11 protein-coding genes are annotated in these 17375 nt (G+C 61.4%); 4 read left to right on the top strand and 7 right to left on the bottom strand.

The annotated features are described in order from the left end of the window. Positions 1-28: 28 nt before the first annotated feature. The 6 genes from ACZ9H3_RS17680 to putP all read right to left on the bottom strand — a co-directional run bounded on the left by ACZ9H3_RS17680 (position 29) and on the right by putP (position 7750). Complete coding sequence (locus tag ACZ9H3_RS17680; RefSeq protein WP_476221753.1) at positions 29-1438, bottom strand: PIG-L deacetylase family protein; 1410 nt, start codon at positions 1436-1438, stop codon at positions 29-31. Then, positions 1435-2331, bottom strand: coding sequence for an antimicrobial resistance protein Mig-14 (locus tag ACZ9H3_RS17675; protein WP_099773397.1), 897 nt, complete (start codon positions 2329-2331; stop codon positions 1435-1437). Before ACZ9H3_RS17675 ends, ACZ9H3_RS17680 begins: the two co-directional genes overlap by 4 nt. After that, a complete protein-coding gene (locus ACZ9H3_RS17670) occupies positions 2331-3461 on the bottom strand; it encodes a glycosyltransferase (RefSeq protein ID WP_476221751.1) in 1131 nt (376 codons plus the stop codon). The genes ACZ9H3_RS17675 and ACZ9H3_RS17670 overlap by 1 nt, the downstream gene beginning before the upstream one ends. Further along, the gene (locus ACZ9H3_RS17665; RefSeq protein WP_065758712.1) at positions 3445-5202 is read right to left on the bottom strand and encodes a carbamoyltransferase family protein; all 1758 of its coding nucleotides are present in this window, start codon (positions 5200-5202) and stop codon (positions 3445-3447) included. The genes ACZ9H3_RS17670 and ACZ9H3_RS17665 overlap by 17 nt, the downstream gene beginning before the upstream one ends. 111 nt (positions 5203-5313) lie before the next feature. Beyond that, positions 5314-6150 carry a 23S rRNA (adenine(2030)-N(6))-methyltransferase RlmJ gene (locus tag ACZ9H3_RS17660; protein ID WP_476221749.1) on the bottom strand — a complete coding sequence of 279 codons (837 nt, stop codon included), beginning with the start codon at positions 6148-6150 and terminating at the stop codon, positions 5314-5316. A gap of 115 nt (positions 6151-6265) precedes the next feature. After that, on the bottom strand, positions 6266-7750 hold the full coding sequence (putP, locus tag ACZ9H3_RS17655) for a sodium/proline symporter PutP (protein WP_476221747.1): 1485 nt from the start codon (positions 7748-7750) through the stop codon (positions 6266-6268). A 479-nt stretch (positions 7751-8229) separates the two neighbouring features. On the opposite strand from putP, the gene putA reads away from it, so the two are divergent. Next, positions 8230-12183 carry a trifunctional transcriptional regulator/proline dehydrogenase/L-glutamate gamma-semialdehyde dehydrogenase gene (gene putA, locus ACZ9H3_RS17650; RefSeq protein ID WP_476221745.1) on the top strand — a complete coding sequence of 1318 codons (3954 nt, stop codon included), beginning with the start codon at positions 8230-8232 and terminating at the stop codon, positions 12181-12183. 150 nt (positions 12184-12333) lie between these two features. On the opposite strand, the gene ACZ9H3_RS17645 is transcribed toward putA, so the two are convergent. Continuing rightward, positions 12334-12777 carry a hypothetical protein gene (locus ACZ9H3_RS17645; RefSeq protein ID WP_476221743.1) on the bottom strand — a complete coding sequence of 148 codons (444 nt, stop codon included), beginning with the start codon at positions 12775-12777 and terminating at the stop codon, positions 12334-12336. Between the two features lie 312 nt (positions 12778-13089). On the opposite strand from ACZ9H3_RS17645, the gene ACZ9H3_RS17640 reads away from it, so the two are divergent. Genes ACZ9H3_RS17640 through mdtD form a run of 3 tightly spaced genes read left to right on the top strand, consistent with a single transcriptional unit; the run spans position 13090 to position 17341 of the window. Further along, positions 13090-14532: a TldD/PmbA family protein gene (locus tag ACZ9H3_RS17640; protein ID WP_099773394.1), complete on the top strand. Its 1443-nt coding sequence runs from the start codon at positions 13090-13092 to the stop codon at positions 14530-14532. Next, entirely contained in the window at positions 14532-15857 is a 1326-nt protein-coding gene (locus ACZ9H3_RS17635) for a TldD/PmbA family protein (RefSeq protein WP_476221741.1), read from the top strand. The genes ACZ9H3_RS17640 and ACZ9H3_RS17635 overlap by 1 nt, the downstream gene beginning before the upstream one ends. Before the next feature lie 56 nt (positions 15858-15913). After that, positions 15914-17341, top strand: coding sequence for a multidrug transporter subunit MdtD (gene mdtD / locus ACZ9H3_RS17630; RefSeq protein ID WP_065760294.1), 1428 nt, complete (start codon positions 15914-15916; stop codon positions 17339-17341). Positions 17342-17375 lie beyond the last annotated feature (34 nt).

The raw sequence follows: 17375 nt of genomic DNA, 5'->3' as shown, positions 1-17375 counted from the left end.
CGCTACCGCTATCAATCACGCCCTGGACCTACAGATCCCGGCGCCAGAACAATTCATGTCGACGCACTGCTTTACGGAAAAACTCATTCTCACCGTAGGGCGACGCTTTGCGGCCTGCCAGCCAGCGCTGCAACAGGCGTCGCAGGCGCCGCTTGAACGGAGGAGCAGGCTGCAGGTCATGCATCATGCCCAGCGCCATGGCCTTGTCACGCTGTGCATTCAGGTCAAGCACCAGGCTGTGCGGAGTCCAGCCTTGGCCAGCCTCCATTTGCGGTGGCAACGCCACGCCTGCACCGCTGTCGCCCATCGGCCAACGATCGTTGTCATGCAGGTGGTTGGCGTAGCACAACAGGGTTTCAGGCTGCCATTCAAGGCCTTGCAAGGCTTCAAGCACCGCCGCCTGAGCGCACACGTGATCGGGGTGAGGGTCGAGTGTAGGGTGCGGCATCACCAGCACCTGTGGACGCGCCAGCACAATCAGCGCTCGCAAGTCAGCCAGCAGGTTGTTCCAGGTCGGAGCACCATCGTGATCGCCTGGCAAGGCAAGACTATTGAACTGCCGGAACAGCCGCGTGTCGGCCATCTCGGCTTCCCGAGAAGCCATTGGCTGATCCGGTGCGGCTTGCATGGCGGGCAACTGCAGGCAGAAGTACCCCAGCTGTACGCACTGCGCCTGCGGTACACCCGCCCAGCGTGGCACCGCAATACTGTCCCAGGCACGCAGACGCCCCTTGAGGCGTGCAGCCTCGGCACGCTCAAGGCCCATCTGCTGGTAATGCTCTGCCTCGATCTCACCCGCCGTCAGTGTCACGATCCAGGATTCTGCGGCCTTGCTGTAAAGGCCATAGGCGGCCAGCTCGGCATCATCGGCATGGGGCGCAATGACCATGACCCGCCGCGGGTACAGGTCACAGCTGCGCACAACCCACAGTTGCGATGCTTCCAGCACCCGACAATGCCGGCCACGCAGGCGCAAATTACCTGCCATTACAGCCGTCGCCTGGCCCGTCAGGTTGAGGTAGCGCACGCCTCGCACACCGCGCTCGAACGTCTGCAGGTCCGGGACGTCACCGCCCAGCACCTCGACGGCAGGGTCGAAGAAACGCCCTAGCCAGGTACATTTCAGGCGGACCTGAAGAATCAATGTTTCGTCACCCGTTACCGGCAATGGCTGAGTCACGCGCAGGGCCTGGCCGGCCAGTGACACCGCAACCGGCTCACAGCCTTCAGGGAAGGTGTACTGGTAATCCTCGGCTGGCGAATAGAACAAGTGGTCGGCGAACCACGCTTCGTGGGCCACCCACAGCAGCGGCAACAGCACCAGTGGCAACCACCAGTGGACGCCGACACCCACGCCGAGCAGCACGAGCAGGCCGAGCAGCAAGCCCATACGCTTGTTGCGCCGATGGCGCTTGAGCAACTGTTGCTTGCGGCTCACACCTGAAACACCGGAACGGGGTTGCACCATCGGTCCTTGTACTCGCGATCGGAACGACCGAAAGAAAACCGCAACGGCTTGTTCCGCGCACGGGCGTCTTCCCAGGCGCTCTGTGTGTTGAGGAAGCTCAATACGCTGCCAGGGCTGAACGCCTTGGTTTCGGGATCGACACCGCCATTGACGTACTCAACGCTGATCCATTCCGGCGCCTCAACCCGATACACCAATTGAATGGCGATGGGGGCACCGTCAAGAAACAACACCGAACCGATCAACAGCTCACGCAAGCGCTCAAGCACTTCGGCCATACGCTCGGCACCGGTGGCCGGGAACGTCCAGCGGCGCTGGAACAGGTCGCAGTACATGGCCGCCAGCTCCGCACTGCTGAAGTCGGTCACAGGACGAACCTGCCCACCCGCCTCTTCCAGCAGACGCAACTCGCGGCGCTGGTTGTAACGGAATTTCTTCGACAGGTCTTCCGGGGTCCTGGCCATGGCCAAGGACTCCACTTGCGGTTTGAGGTTGGCGAAACGGCCCTGATTCAACTCGGAGAGGTAACGCCCGGCATGCCGCAGCGGCACCTGAGCATCGGCCGCAGCAGGCAGAATCAACTCGGCATTACCCAAGTCGAACAAGCCTTTCTTGCCCGCACGCTTGAGCACGTCCTTGGACAGCGCCAGGTAGCGCCCCCAGGTTGGAATCACCGCCTTCAGCTCACCCTGTGCTTCCCAGGCCAGGTAGCGCACCGGGATCTCGGCCAGATCGGCCAATTGCGCGACCACCAACGGGTGAGTGGCAACGCTGCCACCAAAACGCTGCCAGGCCTGTTCATAGGCAGCAGCATCTACTTCGTGCCAGCCACGTTCGCGCCAGCCTTTGATTCGATTGAGCATCAAGCCTCCGCAGCCAATGCGCTGACGGCTGGCAGCTGCCAGAAGGACTCACGTACGGCAACATCGGAAAAACGTTCACGCAGACGCTGCAGCATGCGCTCGGCGCAGGCCTGGCGTTGCGACTCATCCAAGCCGGCCAGGTGCTGCAGCCCTTGAGCAAGGCGCTCGGCATCACCCAGCGGAAACAGAATACCGACCCCCTCGACGACCTCCTTCGCCCCACCACAAGCTGTCGCCAACAGCGGCAAGCCAGCAACCATGGCCTCCAGCAGAACCATCCCGAACGGCTCGTGATCGGAGCTCAGGGCAAAAGCATCGAATGCGCGGAAATAGCGACGACCGTCTGCTACCTGGCCCAGGAAATCGACCTGTCCGGCGACTCCCAGTTCGGCAGCCAGCGCCTTGAGGCTCTCGTCCAGGCGCCCCTTGCCCATGATCGCCAGACGAGCACCGGCCGGCAGCCCCGGCAGTGCCTTGGCAAAGCCACGCAGTAGCGTGGCCTGGTCCTTGTCCGGGTGCAGGCGACCGACGTTGGCGACGATCCAGGCCTGCGGGTCCAACCCCAGGGCCTGACGCGCTTCGGCGGCAGGCAACAAGCTGGCCTGCAGTGCTTCGATATCGACCCGGTTGTAAAGGGTCTGGATACGCTGCTCCGGCCACTTCGGCAAACAGTGGCGCATGTCGTCGCGCACTGCATCAGAGACGCCGAGCAGGCTCAGGCGTCGACGGAACAGGTTGGCAAACAACTGCCGGCTGCCACGCTTGTAATCGCTGAATGCGTGATGCACACCGATCACCGGCACATTCGTCGCCAGCAAGGCCACATAGATCGGCTTGAAACGGTGGGCAATGCAGAAGCTGAAACGGCGGCTGGAAGCGATCCGGCGCAATGCGCGAATCGCCCCCAGCTTCAGGCCGCGAATGGCCTTCGAGCTGAATTCCATGAACAGCACTTCGTCAGACGCACAGCCAGCAGCCACCTGTGGATCGGCAGCACCGGTCAGGAAAACCGTGGTAACCCGGTAACCCGTGCCCGCAAACAGGCTGGCATACTGACGGGCACAGTCCAGGAACGGCCCGTCATAACCATGACAGAACTGCAGGACATGCCGCTCAGCCGATGGTGTCATAACTGTCCGCACCGTCCTTGACCACCAGAATGTCTTCCATGATCAGGTATTGCAGGTCGGAGCCGAAGAACATGTTCAAGGCGTCGGTCGGCGAGCAGATCATCGGTTCGCCACGACGGTTGAGCGAGGTGTTCAACGACACACCGTTACCCGTCAGGTCTTCCAGCGCTTTCATCATGTCGTAGTAACGCGGGTTGTACTCACGCTTGAGTACTTGTGCCCGCGAAGTACCGTCTTCATGGACAACTTCCGGCACGCGGGTTTTCCACTCTTCCGCCACTTCAAAGGTGAAGGTCATGAATGGCGCCGGGTGATCGACCTTGATCATCTGCGGGCCGACCGTGTCGAGCATCGAAGGGCAGAATGGCCTCCAGCGCTCGCGGAACTTGATCTGCTCGTTAATCCGGTTAGCCACGCCCGGAACGCTCGGACAGCCAATGATCGAACGACCACCCAGGGCACGTGGACCAAACTCCATGCGGCCCTGGAACCAGGCCACCGGATTGCCGTCGACCATGATCTTGGCGATGCGCTGCGGCATGTCGTCGATCTTGCGCCATTTTGGCTGGCTCGGATGACGGGCACAGGCGGCGATCACGTCCTCGTTGGAGTACGCAGGGCCGAGGTAGACGTGCTCCATCTTCTCGACCGGAACGCCACGGGCGTGCGACACATAGGCCGCCGCACCGACAGCGGTACCGGCGTCACCGGAAGCCGGTTGAACGAACAGCTCTTTCAGGTCCGGACGGGCGATGATCTTCTGGTTCAGCTTGACGTTCAGCGCACAACCACCGGCAAACGCCAGCTTGCCGGTTTCCTTGAGGATGTCGCCCAGGTAATGGTCGATCATCTGCAACGCCAGTTTTTCGAACAGCGCCTGCATGCTGGCCGCATAGTGGATGTACGGCTCGTCGGCGATATCGCCTTCACGCTTCGGCCCCAGCCACTCGATCAGTTTTGGCGAGAAGTAGAAGCCCTTGCCCTTCTCTTTATGGCGACGCAGGCCGATGACGTTGGCGTATTCGGTGTTGATTTCCAGCTCGCCATTCTCAAAGCTGGCCAGACGCGAGAAGTCATACTTGCTGGCATCGCCATACGGCGCCATGCCCATGACTTTGAACTCGCCATCGAGCATTTCGAAACCGAGGAACTCGGTGATCGCACCGTAAAGGCCACCGAGGGAGTCCGGGTCGAAGAACTCCTTGATCTTGTGAATCTTGCCGTTTTCGCCATAGCCGAAGAACGTGGTGGCGTACTCGCCCTTACCGTCGATCCCGAGGATCGCAGTCTTCTCCTTGAAGCCAGAGCAGTGGTAAGCGCTGGAAGCGTGAGCCAGGTGGTGCTCGACCGGTTCGATCTTGATCTTCTTCGGATCAAAACCCAGTTGCTCCAGGCACCAGACGATTTTCTTGCGGTAACGCTTGTAGCGGCGGTTGCCCATCAGAATCGCGTCAAGGGCACGATCCGGGGCATACCAGTAACGCTTGGCGTAGTGCCAGCGAGCCTTGCCGAACAGGCTGATCGGGGCAAACGGAATCGCGACGACATCGACGTCGGACGGTTTGATCCCGGCCTGCTCCAGGCAGAACTTCGCCGATTCGTAGGGCATGCGGTTCTTTGCATGTTTATCGCGCACGAAGCGCTCTTCTTCAGCGGCAGCAATCAGTTTGCCGTCGATATACAGGGCCGCGGAAGGATCATGGCTAAGGGCGCCGGACAGGCCAAGAATCGTCAATGCCAAGGGTCTAGCCTCTTCAAACTTTTAAAATGTGCCCCTGCGCGTGCGGCAAGCGGCAGCCAAAGAGCGGGATTATAACGTAAAGCAGCGCGCAACCCAGCACTGCGCGCCGACTCATTCAGCGATCAACCAATCCATACGCCAGCTGCCTTGTGTCTGACCGAGTACTTGCGCAAGCCATGGCAGCAGCTCGCGCAACTCCTCTTCCAGCCCCCATGGCGGATTGGCAATGGCCAGGCCAGAACCGTTGAGGCTTTGCGGGGTATCCAAGGGGTGCACCAGCAACTCAACCCGCAGCAGTTTCGGCGCCCCTGTACTGGTCAGGTCCTGATAAAAGCGCGTCAGTTGACGCTCTTCCTTGATCGGGTACCAGATCGCCGCGACGGTCTGTCGCATACGGCCGATGGCCTCTTTCATGGCCTGACTGCATCGCTTGAGCTCGTCGAGCTGCTCAAAAGGCGGGTCGATCAGCATCACCGCACGCTTCTCCTGGACGGGCAGCAAGGCACGCGGCACGTGCCAGCCTTCGCCAAGGTGCACTGCAACGCGTCGATCACCTTTCATGTTCTCTTTGAGCAGACGACCGTCTTCCGGGTGTTTCTCATTGAGCAGCACGCGATCCTGATCACGCACCAGACGCCGCGCCAGCTCGGGCGAACCCGGGTAATAGCGCAATTCGCCATCCCGGTTCATGCGCTTGAGGATGCGCAGGTAATCGGCGGCCAACTCGGGCAGGTCGTCACACCCCCACAGGCGCCCGATACCCTCAAGGTACTCGCCGGTGCGTGTCGCCTGATCGCCCTGCAAGTCATACAAGCCAAGGCCGGCGTGGGTATCGATATAGGCAAACGGCTGCTCCTTGCGCGACATCAGCGCAATGAGGCGGGTCAACACAAGGTGTTTGAAGACGTCGGCATGGTTGCCGGCGTGAAAGGCGTGACGATAGTTCATGGCAACTCCTGCAAGGCCGACAAGTTTACCCTGTCGCAGGGGCCAGGCAAAACGACAACGGCCCGACCTCTGGAAGAGATCGGGCCGTTGTCAGGCACAGACCAGCATTAACCGATCAATGACCTTTCTTGAACGCCTCGTCGGCCTTCTCAAAACGGGCAACCATACCTTGCGACGGACGACCCAGGGTGCTGACCAGCAAGATTGCCAGAGCGCCCAGGATGAAGCCCGGGATGATTTCGTACAGACCCAGCAGGGCGAAATGCTTCCAGACAACCACGGTAATCGCACCGACCAGGATACCGGCCAGCGCACCATTACGGGTCATGCCCTTCCACAGTACGGAGATCAGTACCACAGGACCAAAGGCAGCGCCGAAGCCCGCCCAGGCATAGCTCACCAGGCCCAGGACCTTGTTCTCAGGGTTGGCGGCGATGCCAATCGCAATCAGCGCTACGGCCAGCACCATCAGACGACCGACCCAGACCAGCTCAAGCTGAGAAGCACTCTTGCGCAGGAAAGCCTTGTAGAAGTCTTCGGTCAGCGCACTGGAGCACACCAGCAGCTGGCAGCTCAGGGTGCTCATTACGGCAGCCAGAATAGCCGACAGCAGCACGCCCGCGATCCATGGATTGAACAGGATCTTGGCCAGTTCGATGAACACACGCTCATGGTTCTCGGTCACAGGACCAGCCAGATCAGGGTGCGCCGAGAAGTAGGCAATACCGAAGAAGCCGACGGCACAGGTACCGACCAGGCACAGAATCATCCAGGTCATGGAGATACGGCGAGCCTTGGCGATCGACTTGACCGAATCTGCCGCCATGAAGCGCGCCAGGATGTGCGGCTGACCAAAGTAACCCAGACCCCAGCCCATCAGGGAGATGATGCCGATAAAGGTAGTGCCTTTGAGCATGTCGAAGTTCGCCGGGTCTTGCGCTTCGATGGCCAGGAAGGTCGTATCGACGCCACCAGTGGCGAGCAGAACAATGATCGGCGTCAGAATCAGCGCGAAGATCATCAGGGTCGCCTGAACGGTATCGGTCCAGCTCACAGCCAGGAAACCACCGACAAAGGTGTAGGCGATCGTGGCGGCTGCACCTGCCCACAGGGCAGTTTCATAGGACATGCCGAAGGTGCTTTCGAACAGACGGGCACCTGCAACGATGCCGGAAGCACAGTAGATCGTGAAGAACACCAGAATCACCACCGCGGAGATGATCCGCAGCAGGCCGCTCTTGTCTTCAAAACGGCTGGTGAAGTAGTCCGGCAGGGTCAGCGCGTCACCGTTGTATTCGGTTTGAACACGCAGGCGCCCGGCAACGAACAGCCAGTTCAGGTAGGCACCGATGATCAGGCCGATAGCGATCCAGGCCTCCGACAGACCCGACATATAGATCGCGCCTGGCAGGCCCATCAGCAGCCAGCCGCTCATGTCCGAGGCACCCGCCGAGAGCGCGGTCACCACACTACCCAGGCTACGGCCGCCCAGAATGTAGTCGGAAAGGTTGTTGGTGGAGCGATAGGCCATGAAGCCGATCAGCACCATCGCCAGAATGTAGATCACGAAAGTGATCAGGGTTGGGTTGCTTGCACTCATGATGTTGCGCCCTGGAATTTGTTTTTATGTTAGCCGCAGTTGGCGGATACCACCGGCAAAGCCGTTCATTCCCTGAACGCTCGTCACGGACAGCACTGAAGCCCAACCGCGCATGGAGTGATGCGAAGACTTCCAGATAAAGCCCCGCACGGGTACACCTGACCTCAAGCGAGGTTGCACCGAGGCCGCGAATGCTATGCAACAACGCAAAGAAGGTGCAACCAATTTCTGCAATCCAGTTGCACCTCGTCGGATATTTCCGATGACGACCACTTTTTGCTCCCTAATGGAGCAAAAAGCACGATCTACAGAAGTAAATGCACCCCAAACAGCCAAAACGGCTGAAGATCCCAAGCTGTCGGACGAGCTGCACTTTTTTTGTACGAAAATTGGGTTGCACCAGGTTGCACCCTGCCCCAGCCACAGCTAATCTTTGCGCCGGCTAGTGCCACATCACGTGGCGATAATGAGGATAAGAAATGGCGACGACCACCCTAGGGGTCAAACTCGACGACCCGACCCGCGAACGACTCAAAGCCGCTGCGCAGTCCATTGACCGCACGCCGCATTGGTTGATCAAACAGGCGATTTTCAATTACCTGGAAAGGCTCGAGGGTGGCGCCACCCTGACCGAACTCGACGGACAGGCCCACAACCACGCTGACGAAGCAGGCGAAGTGCAACCTGATCACGCGCACCAGTGCTTCCTTGAGTTCGCCGAAAGCATCCTGCCGCAGTCCGTTCTGCGCTCGGCCATTACATCGGCCTATCGCCGCCCCGAGCAGGAAGTCGTGCCGATGCTGCTGGAGCAGGCTCGCCTGCCAGCAGCCATGGCCGATGCCGCCAACAAACTGGCCGCCGGTATCGCCGAGAAGCTGCGTAACCAGAAGAGCGCCAGCGGTCGCGCCGGTGTTGTTCAGGGCCTGCTGCAGGAATTCTCCCTGTCGTCCCAGGAAGGCGTAGCACTGATGTGCCTGGCCGAAGCGCTGCTGCGCATCCCGGACAAAGGCACCCGTGACGCCCTGATCCGCGACAAGATCAGCACCGGCAACTGGCAGCCGCACCTGGGCAACAGCCCGTCGCTGTTCGTCAACGCGGCAACATGGGGCTTGCTGCTGACCGGCAAACTGGTCTCGACCCACAACGAATCCGGCCTCACCGCTTCGCTCAGCCGCATCATTGGCAAGAGCGGCGAGCCGATGATCCGCAAGGGCGTCGACATGGCCATGCGCCTGATGGGCGAGCAGTTCGTCACCGGCGAAACCATTGCCGAAGCGCTGGCCAACGCCACTCGCTTTGAAGCCAAAGGCTTCCGCTACTCCTACGACATGCTTGGCGAAGCCGCACTGACCGAGCATGACGCACAAAAATACCTGGCTTCTTACGAGCAGGCGATTCACTCGATCGGCAAGGCTTCTCACGGCCGTGGCATCTATGAAGGCCCGGGCATCTCGATCAAGCTCTCGGCCCTGCACCCTCGCTACAGCCGTGCCCAGTACGAGCGCGTGATGAACGAGCTGTACCCGCGCCTGCTGTCGCTGACCCTGCTGGCCAAGCAGTACGATATCGGCCTGAACATCGACGCCGAGGAAGCCGACCGCCTGGAGCTGTCGCTGGACCTGCTCGAGCGCCTGTGCTTCGAACCACAACTGGCGGGCTGGAACGGTATCGGTTTCGTTATCCAGGCTTATCAGAAGCGCTGCCCGCACGTCATCGACTACGTGATCGACCTGGCACGCCGCAGCCGTCACCGCCTGATGATCCGCCTGGTGAAAGGCGCGTACTGGGACAGCGAGATCAAGCGCGCCCAGGTCGAAGGCCTGGAAGGCTACCCGGTCTACACCCGCAAGGTGTACACCGACGTTTCCTATATCGCCTGCGCCCGCAAGCTGCTGTCGGTACCGGAAGCCATCTACCCGCAGTTCGCCACCCACAACGCCCACACCCTGTCGGCCATCTATCAGATCGCCGGGCAGAACTACTACCCGGGCCAGTACGAGTTCCAGTGCCTGCACGGCATGGGTGAACCACTGTACGAACAAGTCGTGGGCAAGGTTGCCGATGGCAAGCTGAACCGTCCATGCCGCGTGTATGCCCCGGTCGGTACCCACGAAACGCTGCTGGCCTACCTGGTTCGCCGCCTGCTGGAAAACGGCGCGAACACCTCGTTCGTCAACCGTATTGCCGACCACTCCATCTCCATTCAGGAGCTGGTGGCCGACCCGGTTGCAACCATCGAGCGCATGGCTACCCAGGAAGGCAGCGCTGGCTTGCCGCACCCACGCATTCCATTGCCACGTGAACTGTATGGCAGCGAGCGGGCGAACTCTGCCGGCATCGACATGGCCAACGAACACCGCCTGGCTTCGCTGTCCTGCGCCCTGCTCAGCAGCGCCCACAACAACTGGTTGGCCGCGCCGATGCTCGGTTGCGCCGCCAGCGCCGGCACTCAGCAGCCTGTACTGAACCCCGCCGATCATCGCGATCTGGTCGGTCACGTTCAGGAAGCCAACATCGAAGACGTCGACAACGCCATTCAGTGTGCATTGAATGCCGCACCGATCTGGCAGGCGACGCCACCGGCAGAACGCGCCGCCATTCTGGAGCGCGCCGCCGACCTGATGGAAGCCGATATCCAGCCGCTGATGGGCCTGCTGGCTCGTGAAGCTGGCAAGACCTTTGCCAACGCCATCGCCGAGGTGCGTGAAGCCGTAGACTTCCTGCGCTACTACGCGGTGCAGGCACGCAACGACTTCAGCAATGACGCCCACCGCCCTCTGGGCCCAGTGGTCTGCATCAGCCCGTGGAACTTCCCGCTGGCAATCTTCAGCGGTCAGGTCGCAGCTGCGCTCGCCGCAGGCAACCCGGTACTGGCCAAGCCTGCCGAACAAACCCCGCTGGTCGCAGCGCAAGCGGTACGCCTGCTGCTCGAAGCCGGCATTCCAGAAGGCGTGCTGCAACTGCTGCCAGGTCGCGGCGAAAGCGTCGGTGCCCGCCTGGTTGGTGACGAGCGCGTCAAAGGTGTCATGTTCACCGGTTCCACCGAAGTCGCGCGCCTGCTGCAACGCAACATCGCCGGTCGTCTCGACAACCAGGGCCGTCCGATTCCGCTGATCGCCGAAACCGGTGGCCAGAACGCCATGATCGTCGACTCCTCGGCACTGACCGAACAAGTGGTCATGGACGTGGTGACGTCGGCCTTCGACAGCGCCGGTCAACGTTGTTCGGCACTGCGCGTGCTGTGCCTGCAGGAAGACTCGGCTGACCGTGTGATCGAAATGCTCAAGGGCGCCATGGCGGAATACCGCATGGGCAACCCGGAGCGCCTGTCCGTGGACATTGGCCCGGTGATCGACGCCGAAGCCAAGGCCGGCATCGAGAAGCACATCCAGGGCATGCGCGAGAAAGGCCGCTCGGTCTATCAAGTGGCTATCGCCGATGCCGAAGAATGCAAGCGCGGCACCTTCGTCATGCCGACACTGATCGAGCTGGAAAGCTTCGATGAGCTGCAACGCGAGATCTTCGGCCCGGTACTGCACGTCGTGCGCTACAAGCGCAAGGAGATGGACCAGTTGATCGACCAGATCAACGGCTCCGGTTACGGCCTGACCCTGGGCGTGCACACCCGTATCGACGAGACCATTGCCAAGGTCGTCGGCAGCGTCAACGCCGGCAACGTCTACGTCAACCGCAACATCGTCGGCGCCGTGGTCGGTGTACAACCGTTCGGTGGTGAAGGCTTGTCGGGCACCGGCCCGAAAGCGGGTGGCCCGCTGTACCTGTACCGCCTGCTGTCGACCCGTCCGGCCAACGCTATCGAACAATCGTTCAAGCGTACCGACGGCGAAAACACGCCAGACACCCAGATGCACGACAGCCTGACCAAGCCACTGCAGGCCCTGAAGGCCTGGGCTGGCAGCAACCAGATGGTCGAGCTGGGCGCACTCTGCGAGCAGTTTGCCGAGCAGTCGCAAAGCGGGATCACACGCGTCCTCACCGGCCCGACCGGCGAGCGCAACAGCTACACCATCCTGCCACGCGAGCATGTACTGTGCCTGGCCGAAGGCGAAGCTGACCTGCTGACACAACTGGCGGCAGTACTGGCGGTCGGTAGTTCGGCGGTATGGCCAGACAATGCACTGGGCAAAACCCTGCGCACTCGCCTGCCGAAAGACGTACAAGCCTGCATCAAGCTGGTGGCCGAGTGGAACAAGGACGACGTCGTGTTCGACGCCGTTCTGCACCACGGCGACTCCGACCAACTGCGCAGCGTTTGCGAGCAGGTGGCAAAGCGTGCTGGTGCCATCGTCGGCGTCCAGGGCCTGTCCTCGGGCGAAACCACGATTGCACTGGAGCGCCTGGTGATCGAACGTGCTCTGAGTGTCAACACCGCGGCAGCGGGTGGTAACGCGAGCCTGATGACCATCGGCTAAGCGATTCGCACCCAAACAAGCAGAAGGGGCGCGTTCGCGCGCCTCAGACGGCTGACAAACCCCCGCTCTTTAGCGGGGGTTTGTTTTTTTAAGCCAAAGAAAGTAACCGCCACAAAGTGCTGGCGCTAACCCCTGTAGAAGTTGGCTTTATCAGCAAGCTACAGCGCGCCCACCAAACGTGCGAAGACTCCAGAATTTCATTAGTTCAGACGCAATAGCCAACACCACCATTAACACCGTGCTACGGTCCGGAAAAAATTGAGCACCCAGCACTAAAACCGACACTGAGGGCGCAATGAAAAAAATCCTCAAGGGCATCTGCCAGTAGCCAACCCACCTCGCGGCATCTCGCTGGGCCAAGAATAAAAAACAGCTAACAAATAACGACACCTGCAGCACCCAATTCAGCACGAGCTTCAGCGCTTGGGCAGGACCGAGGTCCCCCCAATAAGCCAATGTCATTTCCCATGCAGCCAGGTACGGCACTTTGTCGTGCCGTAGATTTGTCGTCACGTACAACGCGATGTAGAGAACATCAAACCATCCCCATACAAACCACACCGTCGACTTGCAGCCACTGTTTTTTGCGCTCATTCAGTACAAACCTTTCTTCTGCCCACATTGGCGCTTCGGCCGAACGTGACACGCTGACGTAAGTTGAAGTTCGCGTATTTCGATTTGCACGGCTGCGACCTAGAGACGTGTTGGTTTGCCATCAAGCCAGATCGAACAATCCCTTTGATGTAGTCCGCATCCCAGCGGCAAGTAGGACGCATCCCAAACCCCAAAAAAGGCACTCAATGCACAGCGCGCTTTTTCCTCACCCGGAAAGTAACGGGCTGCCATAATGAGCGCGCATCACGAGTGGTTCTGAGGGGGAGCCACCGCGCGCACGGAGGTTCACCCATGTTCGATGTCACCGCATTGCTGCGCCAGCGCTTCGCAGCCTTGCGCAGCACCGCCGAATTCTTCTCGCTGCGCTATGTGCAGGAGTCCCGACAACACCTGTCGGTACGCAAGAACGTCGCCGAGCCACCCAGCCTGGGTTGCGATGAAGGGGCGATGCTGACAGTACGCCTCAACGGCGTGGAAGCCTATGCAGCAACCGCCGACCTGTCCCAGGCGGGCCTGCAACGCGCGCTGGAGCAGGCCGAAACACTGGCCCGAAGCATCAACGGCCACGCCCTGCTCAACCTGAGCCTGCAGCCGGTGACCAGCGCTCAGGCCGACTACTGCTCCCCCAACCTTGCGCAGCCGTTTCCCAGCCTTAGCGACTGCTATGCGCTACTGGCCAGCGAATCAGCCAGCGTACCGGCGGACTCGCGCCTGGTGAATTGGCAGGCCAGCCTGGGCATCACCACGGTCGAACAGATTTACCTGAACAACGCTGGCGCGCAGCTGCGCCAGGCCCAGCGCTTCGTTTATCCAGGGTTCGGGGTCACCGCCTTTGACGGCCAGGACAGCCAAAGCCGCAGCCTGGGCCGGGAAAATTTCGGCCAGCAGGGCGGGTTCGATGTGATCGAGCGTTGCGGGCTGATAGGTGCCGGCGCCTTGGTCGCCGACCAGGCACTGCAACTGCTGCTGGCACCCAATACGCCCAGCGGCGTGCGCGACCTGCTGTTGATGCCCGACCAGATGATGCTGCAGATCCACGAGTCCATCGGCCATCCACTTGAAATGGACCGCATCCTCGGTGACGAGCGCAACTACGCAGGCACCAGCTTCGTCAACGCCAGCGACTTCGGCCATTTACAGTACGGCTCCACGTTGCTGAATGTCACCTTCGATCCCGATATCCCGGAACAACTGGCCAGCTATGCCCATGACGATGATGGTACGCCGGCACACAAGACCTTCCTGATCCGTGACGGCCTGCTGCTACGCCCCCTGGGCAGTGCGTTGTCGCAGTTCCGCTCCGGCCTCGATGGCGTTGCCAACAGCCGCGCCTGTGGCTGGAACCGTGCACCGATCGACCGCATGGCCAACCTCAATATCGAGCCGGGCGAACAGAGCCTGGCGCAACTGATCAGCGGCATCGAACACGGCATTCTGATGAAAACCAACCGTTCGTGGTCCATCGACGATGCGCGCAACAAGTTCCAGTTCGGCTGCGAGTGGGGCCAGTTGATCGAAAACGGCGAGCTCAAGGGCGTGGTCAAGAATCCAAATTATCGGGGCGTTTCAGCACAGTTCTGGCGCAACCTCAGCGCCGTGGGCGATGCCAGCACCTTCCAGGTACTCGGCACACCTAACTGCGGCAAGGGCGAACCCAACCAGGTGATTCGGGTCGGGCATGCCTCACCGGCCTGCGTGTTCAGCCAGATCGACGTATTCGGAGGAGATGCCTGATGGCCTACCTGGAACATTTCCAACGCCTGGTGAACAGCCTGCGCGATGCCGTACGCGCCCCCGAACACTTCACCCTGAGCTACAGCGCCGAGCAGTCGCAGTTCATTCGTTTCAACCATGCCCAGGTCCGCCAGGCCGGCAACGTCGCGCAGGCCAGCACCAGCCTCAAACTGATCGACAGCGGACGTCAGGCCGACTTTCAACTCACCCTCAGCGGGGACAGCGACGTTGACCTACAACGCCTGCAGCAGGCCCTGGCACAACTGCGACAGACCTTGCCGCTGATCCCGGTCGACCCCTACCTGAAACTGAACGAGGCCGTCTGGCATAGCCACAACGTGCAGAACACGCCTCTGCCAGACACCGCCGAGGTACTCGCCCAGATCGCCGCAGGTGCCACGGGGCTGGACCTGGTCGGGATCTACGCCGCAGGCCCGATCTGCCGAGGCTTCGCCAGCTCGTCTGGCGCCTTTGGCTGGCATCAGGCCAACAGCTTCAACTTCGACTGGAGCCTGTTCCATGCCAACGGGCAGGCCGTCAAAGCCAACTATGCCGGCCAATGCTGGGACGCCGCGACATTGGCCTTGCGCCTGCATCAGGCCCGCGAGCAACTGGACTACCTGGACCGCCCACTCAAGGTCCTCGCACCCGGCCAGTACCGTGCCTACCTGGCGCCCGCAGCGCTGGACGAAATCATCGGCATGCTCTGCTGGGGTGGTTTTTCCGCCCAGGCCATCGCCAACAAGGACAGCCCGCTACAACGTCTTTACGCCAGCGATGCACAGTTGAGCCCGCTGATCGGCATCGCCGAACAGGTCAGCGGCTCGCTCAGCCCAGCGTTCTCCGAGGAAGGCTACCCGCGCAGCGACCTCTCGCTGATCGCACAGGGCAAGGCCCACCAACGACTGGTCGGTGCCCGCAGTGCAGCCGAGTTCGAGTTGCTGGCCAATGGCGCCGACAGCGATGAGTCACCCTGCGCACTGAGCATGGCCCCCGGCGAACTGGCGGCGGATGCAATCCTCGCCCAACTGGGCACGGGCCTGTACATCAGCAACCTCTGGTACCTGAACTACTCAGACCTGCCAGCAGCGCGCATGACCGGCCTGACCCGCTTCGCGACCTTCTGGGTTGAGGACGGGAAAATCCAGGCACCGGTCAGCACCATGCGCTTTGACGACAGCGTCTACAGCCTGCTCGGTACGCAGTTGGAAGCACTGACCTGCGACCGCGAGCTGATCCTGTCGACCAGCACCTATGACCAACGCCAGACCCGCTCTACGCACCTGCCGGGCGCGCTGGTCAAATGCCTGACGCTGACCCTGTGATAGCTACTTATCGCCGGCAATACCGGCGATAAGGCCCCACCTCGGAGAGAGGCCCTATGCCTGATCGCGCGCCCCTAGACAGCACCACCGCCCGCTGGATTCCCTGGGTGGTGGCCATCGCTTTCTTCATGCAGTCACTCGACGGCACCATCCTCAACACTGCCCTGCCCGCCATGGCCCGCGACTTGGCCGAAGACCCCCTGCGCATGCAGTCTGTCATCATCGCCTACATGCTCACTGTGGCCTTGCTGATTCCCGCGTCGGGCTGGATCGCCGACCGCTTTGGCACCAAACGGATCTTTTTCGGCGCGATTTTGCTGTTCAGTATCGGCTCGCTGCTCTGCGCCTTGGCCGACAGCCTCGGGATGCTGGTCGCCGCACGGGTGATCCAGGGCCTGGGCGGCGCGCTGATGCTGCCCGTCGGGCGCCTGGTGGTGTTGCGCGCCTACCCACGCTCCGAGCTGGTGCGGATCATGAGCTTCATCACCATTCCCGGCCTGCTCGGCCCACTGCTGGGGCCGACCCTGGGCGGCTGGCTCGTGGAAATACTCAGCTGGCACTGGATCTTCCTGCTCAACCTGCCCGTCGGGGCGGTGGGTTGCTATGCCGTGTGGAAATTCATCCCCGACTTGCGCGGTACCGAGCGCACACGCTTCGACGGCATGGGTTTCCTGCTGTTCGGCGCGGCAATGGTGCTGATCACCATTGCCATGGAGGGCTTGGGCGAGCTGCACCTGCCGCACTTGCGGGTGATGTTGCTGCTGTTCGCCGGCATGGCCTGCCTGGCAGCCTATTGGCTGCGCGCCGGCAGTACGGAGGACCCGCTGTTCTCGCCCCGGTTGTTTCGCACCCGGACCTTTTCGGTGGGTATTCTTGGCAACCTGTTCGCCCGCCTGGGCAGTGGCGCCCTGCCTTTTCTGGTGCCACTGCTGCTGCAGGTCGCGCTGGGCTACTCGCCCTCAGAAGCCGGCATGAGCATGATTCCGCTGGCGGCCGCGGCGATGCTGGCCAAGTCGGTGGCCCAACCCCTGATCGAGCGCCTCGGCTACCGTACGATCCTCACCGGCAACACCCTGCTGCTGGGCGTGCTGCTAGCCAGCATGGGACTGGTCGATGAACAGACGCCCTACGCCGTGCTGCTGGTCCAATTGGCACTGCTTGGGGCCGTCAACTCGCTGCAATTCACTGCCATGAATACCGTGACCCTGATCGACCTTGACGATGCCAGCGCCAGCAGCGGCAACAGCCTGCTTTCCGTGGTGGCACAACTGTCGCTGAGCCTGGGTGTCGCCTGTGCCGGTGCGCTGCTGGGCGGGTTCACTGCAGCGGGCAGTGCCGAAGGGGTAGAAAGCACACTGGGTGCGTTCCAACTGACGTTCCTGACCATCGGCCTGATGGCCATGTTGGCCGCAGCGATCTTCATGCAGCTGTCAAAGACGGACGGAAGGCGTGCCCGTCGTCTGGAACCTGAAATCGAGCCTTAGGGCGAATGGCCACGAGGCTGGTACACTGCGCGAC

The organism is Pseudomonas sp. TE3910, assembly GCF_056279025.1.
The sequence above is the reverse complement of the archived record's forward strand: the minus strand, read 5'-3'. Positions and strand labels throughout refer to the sequence as shown.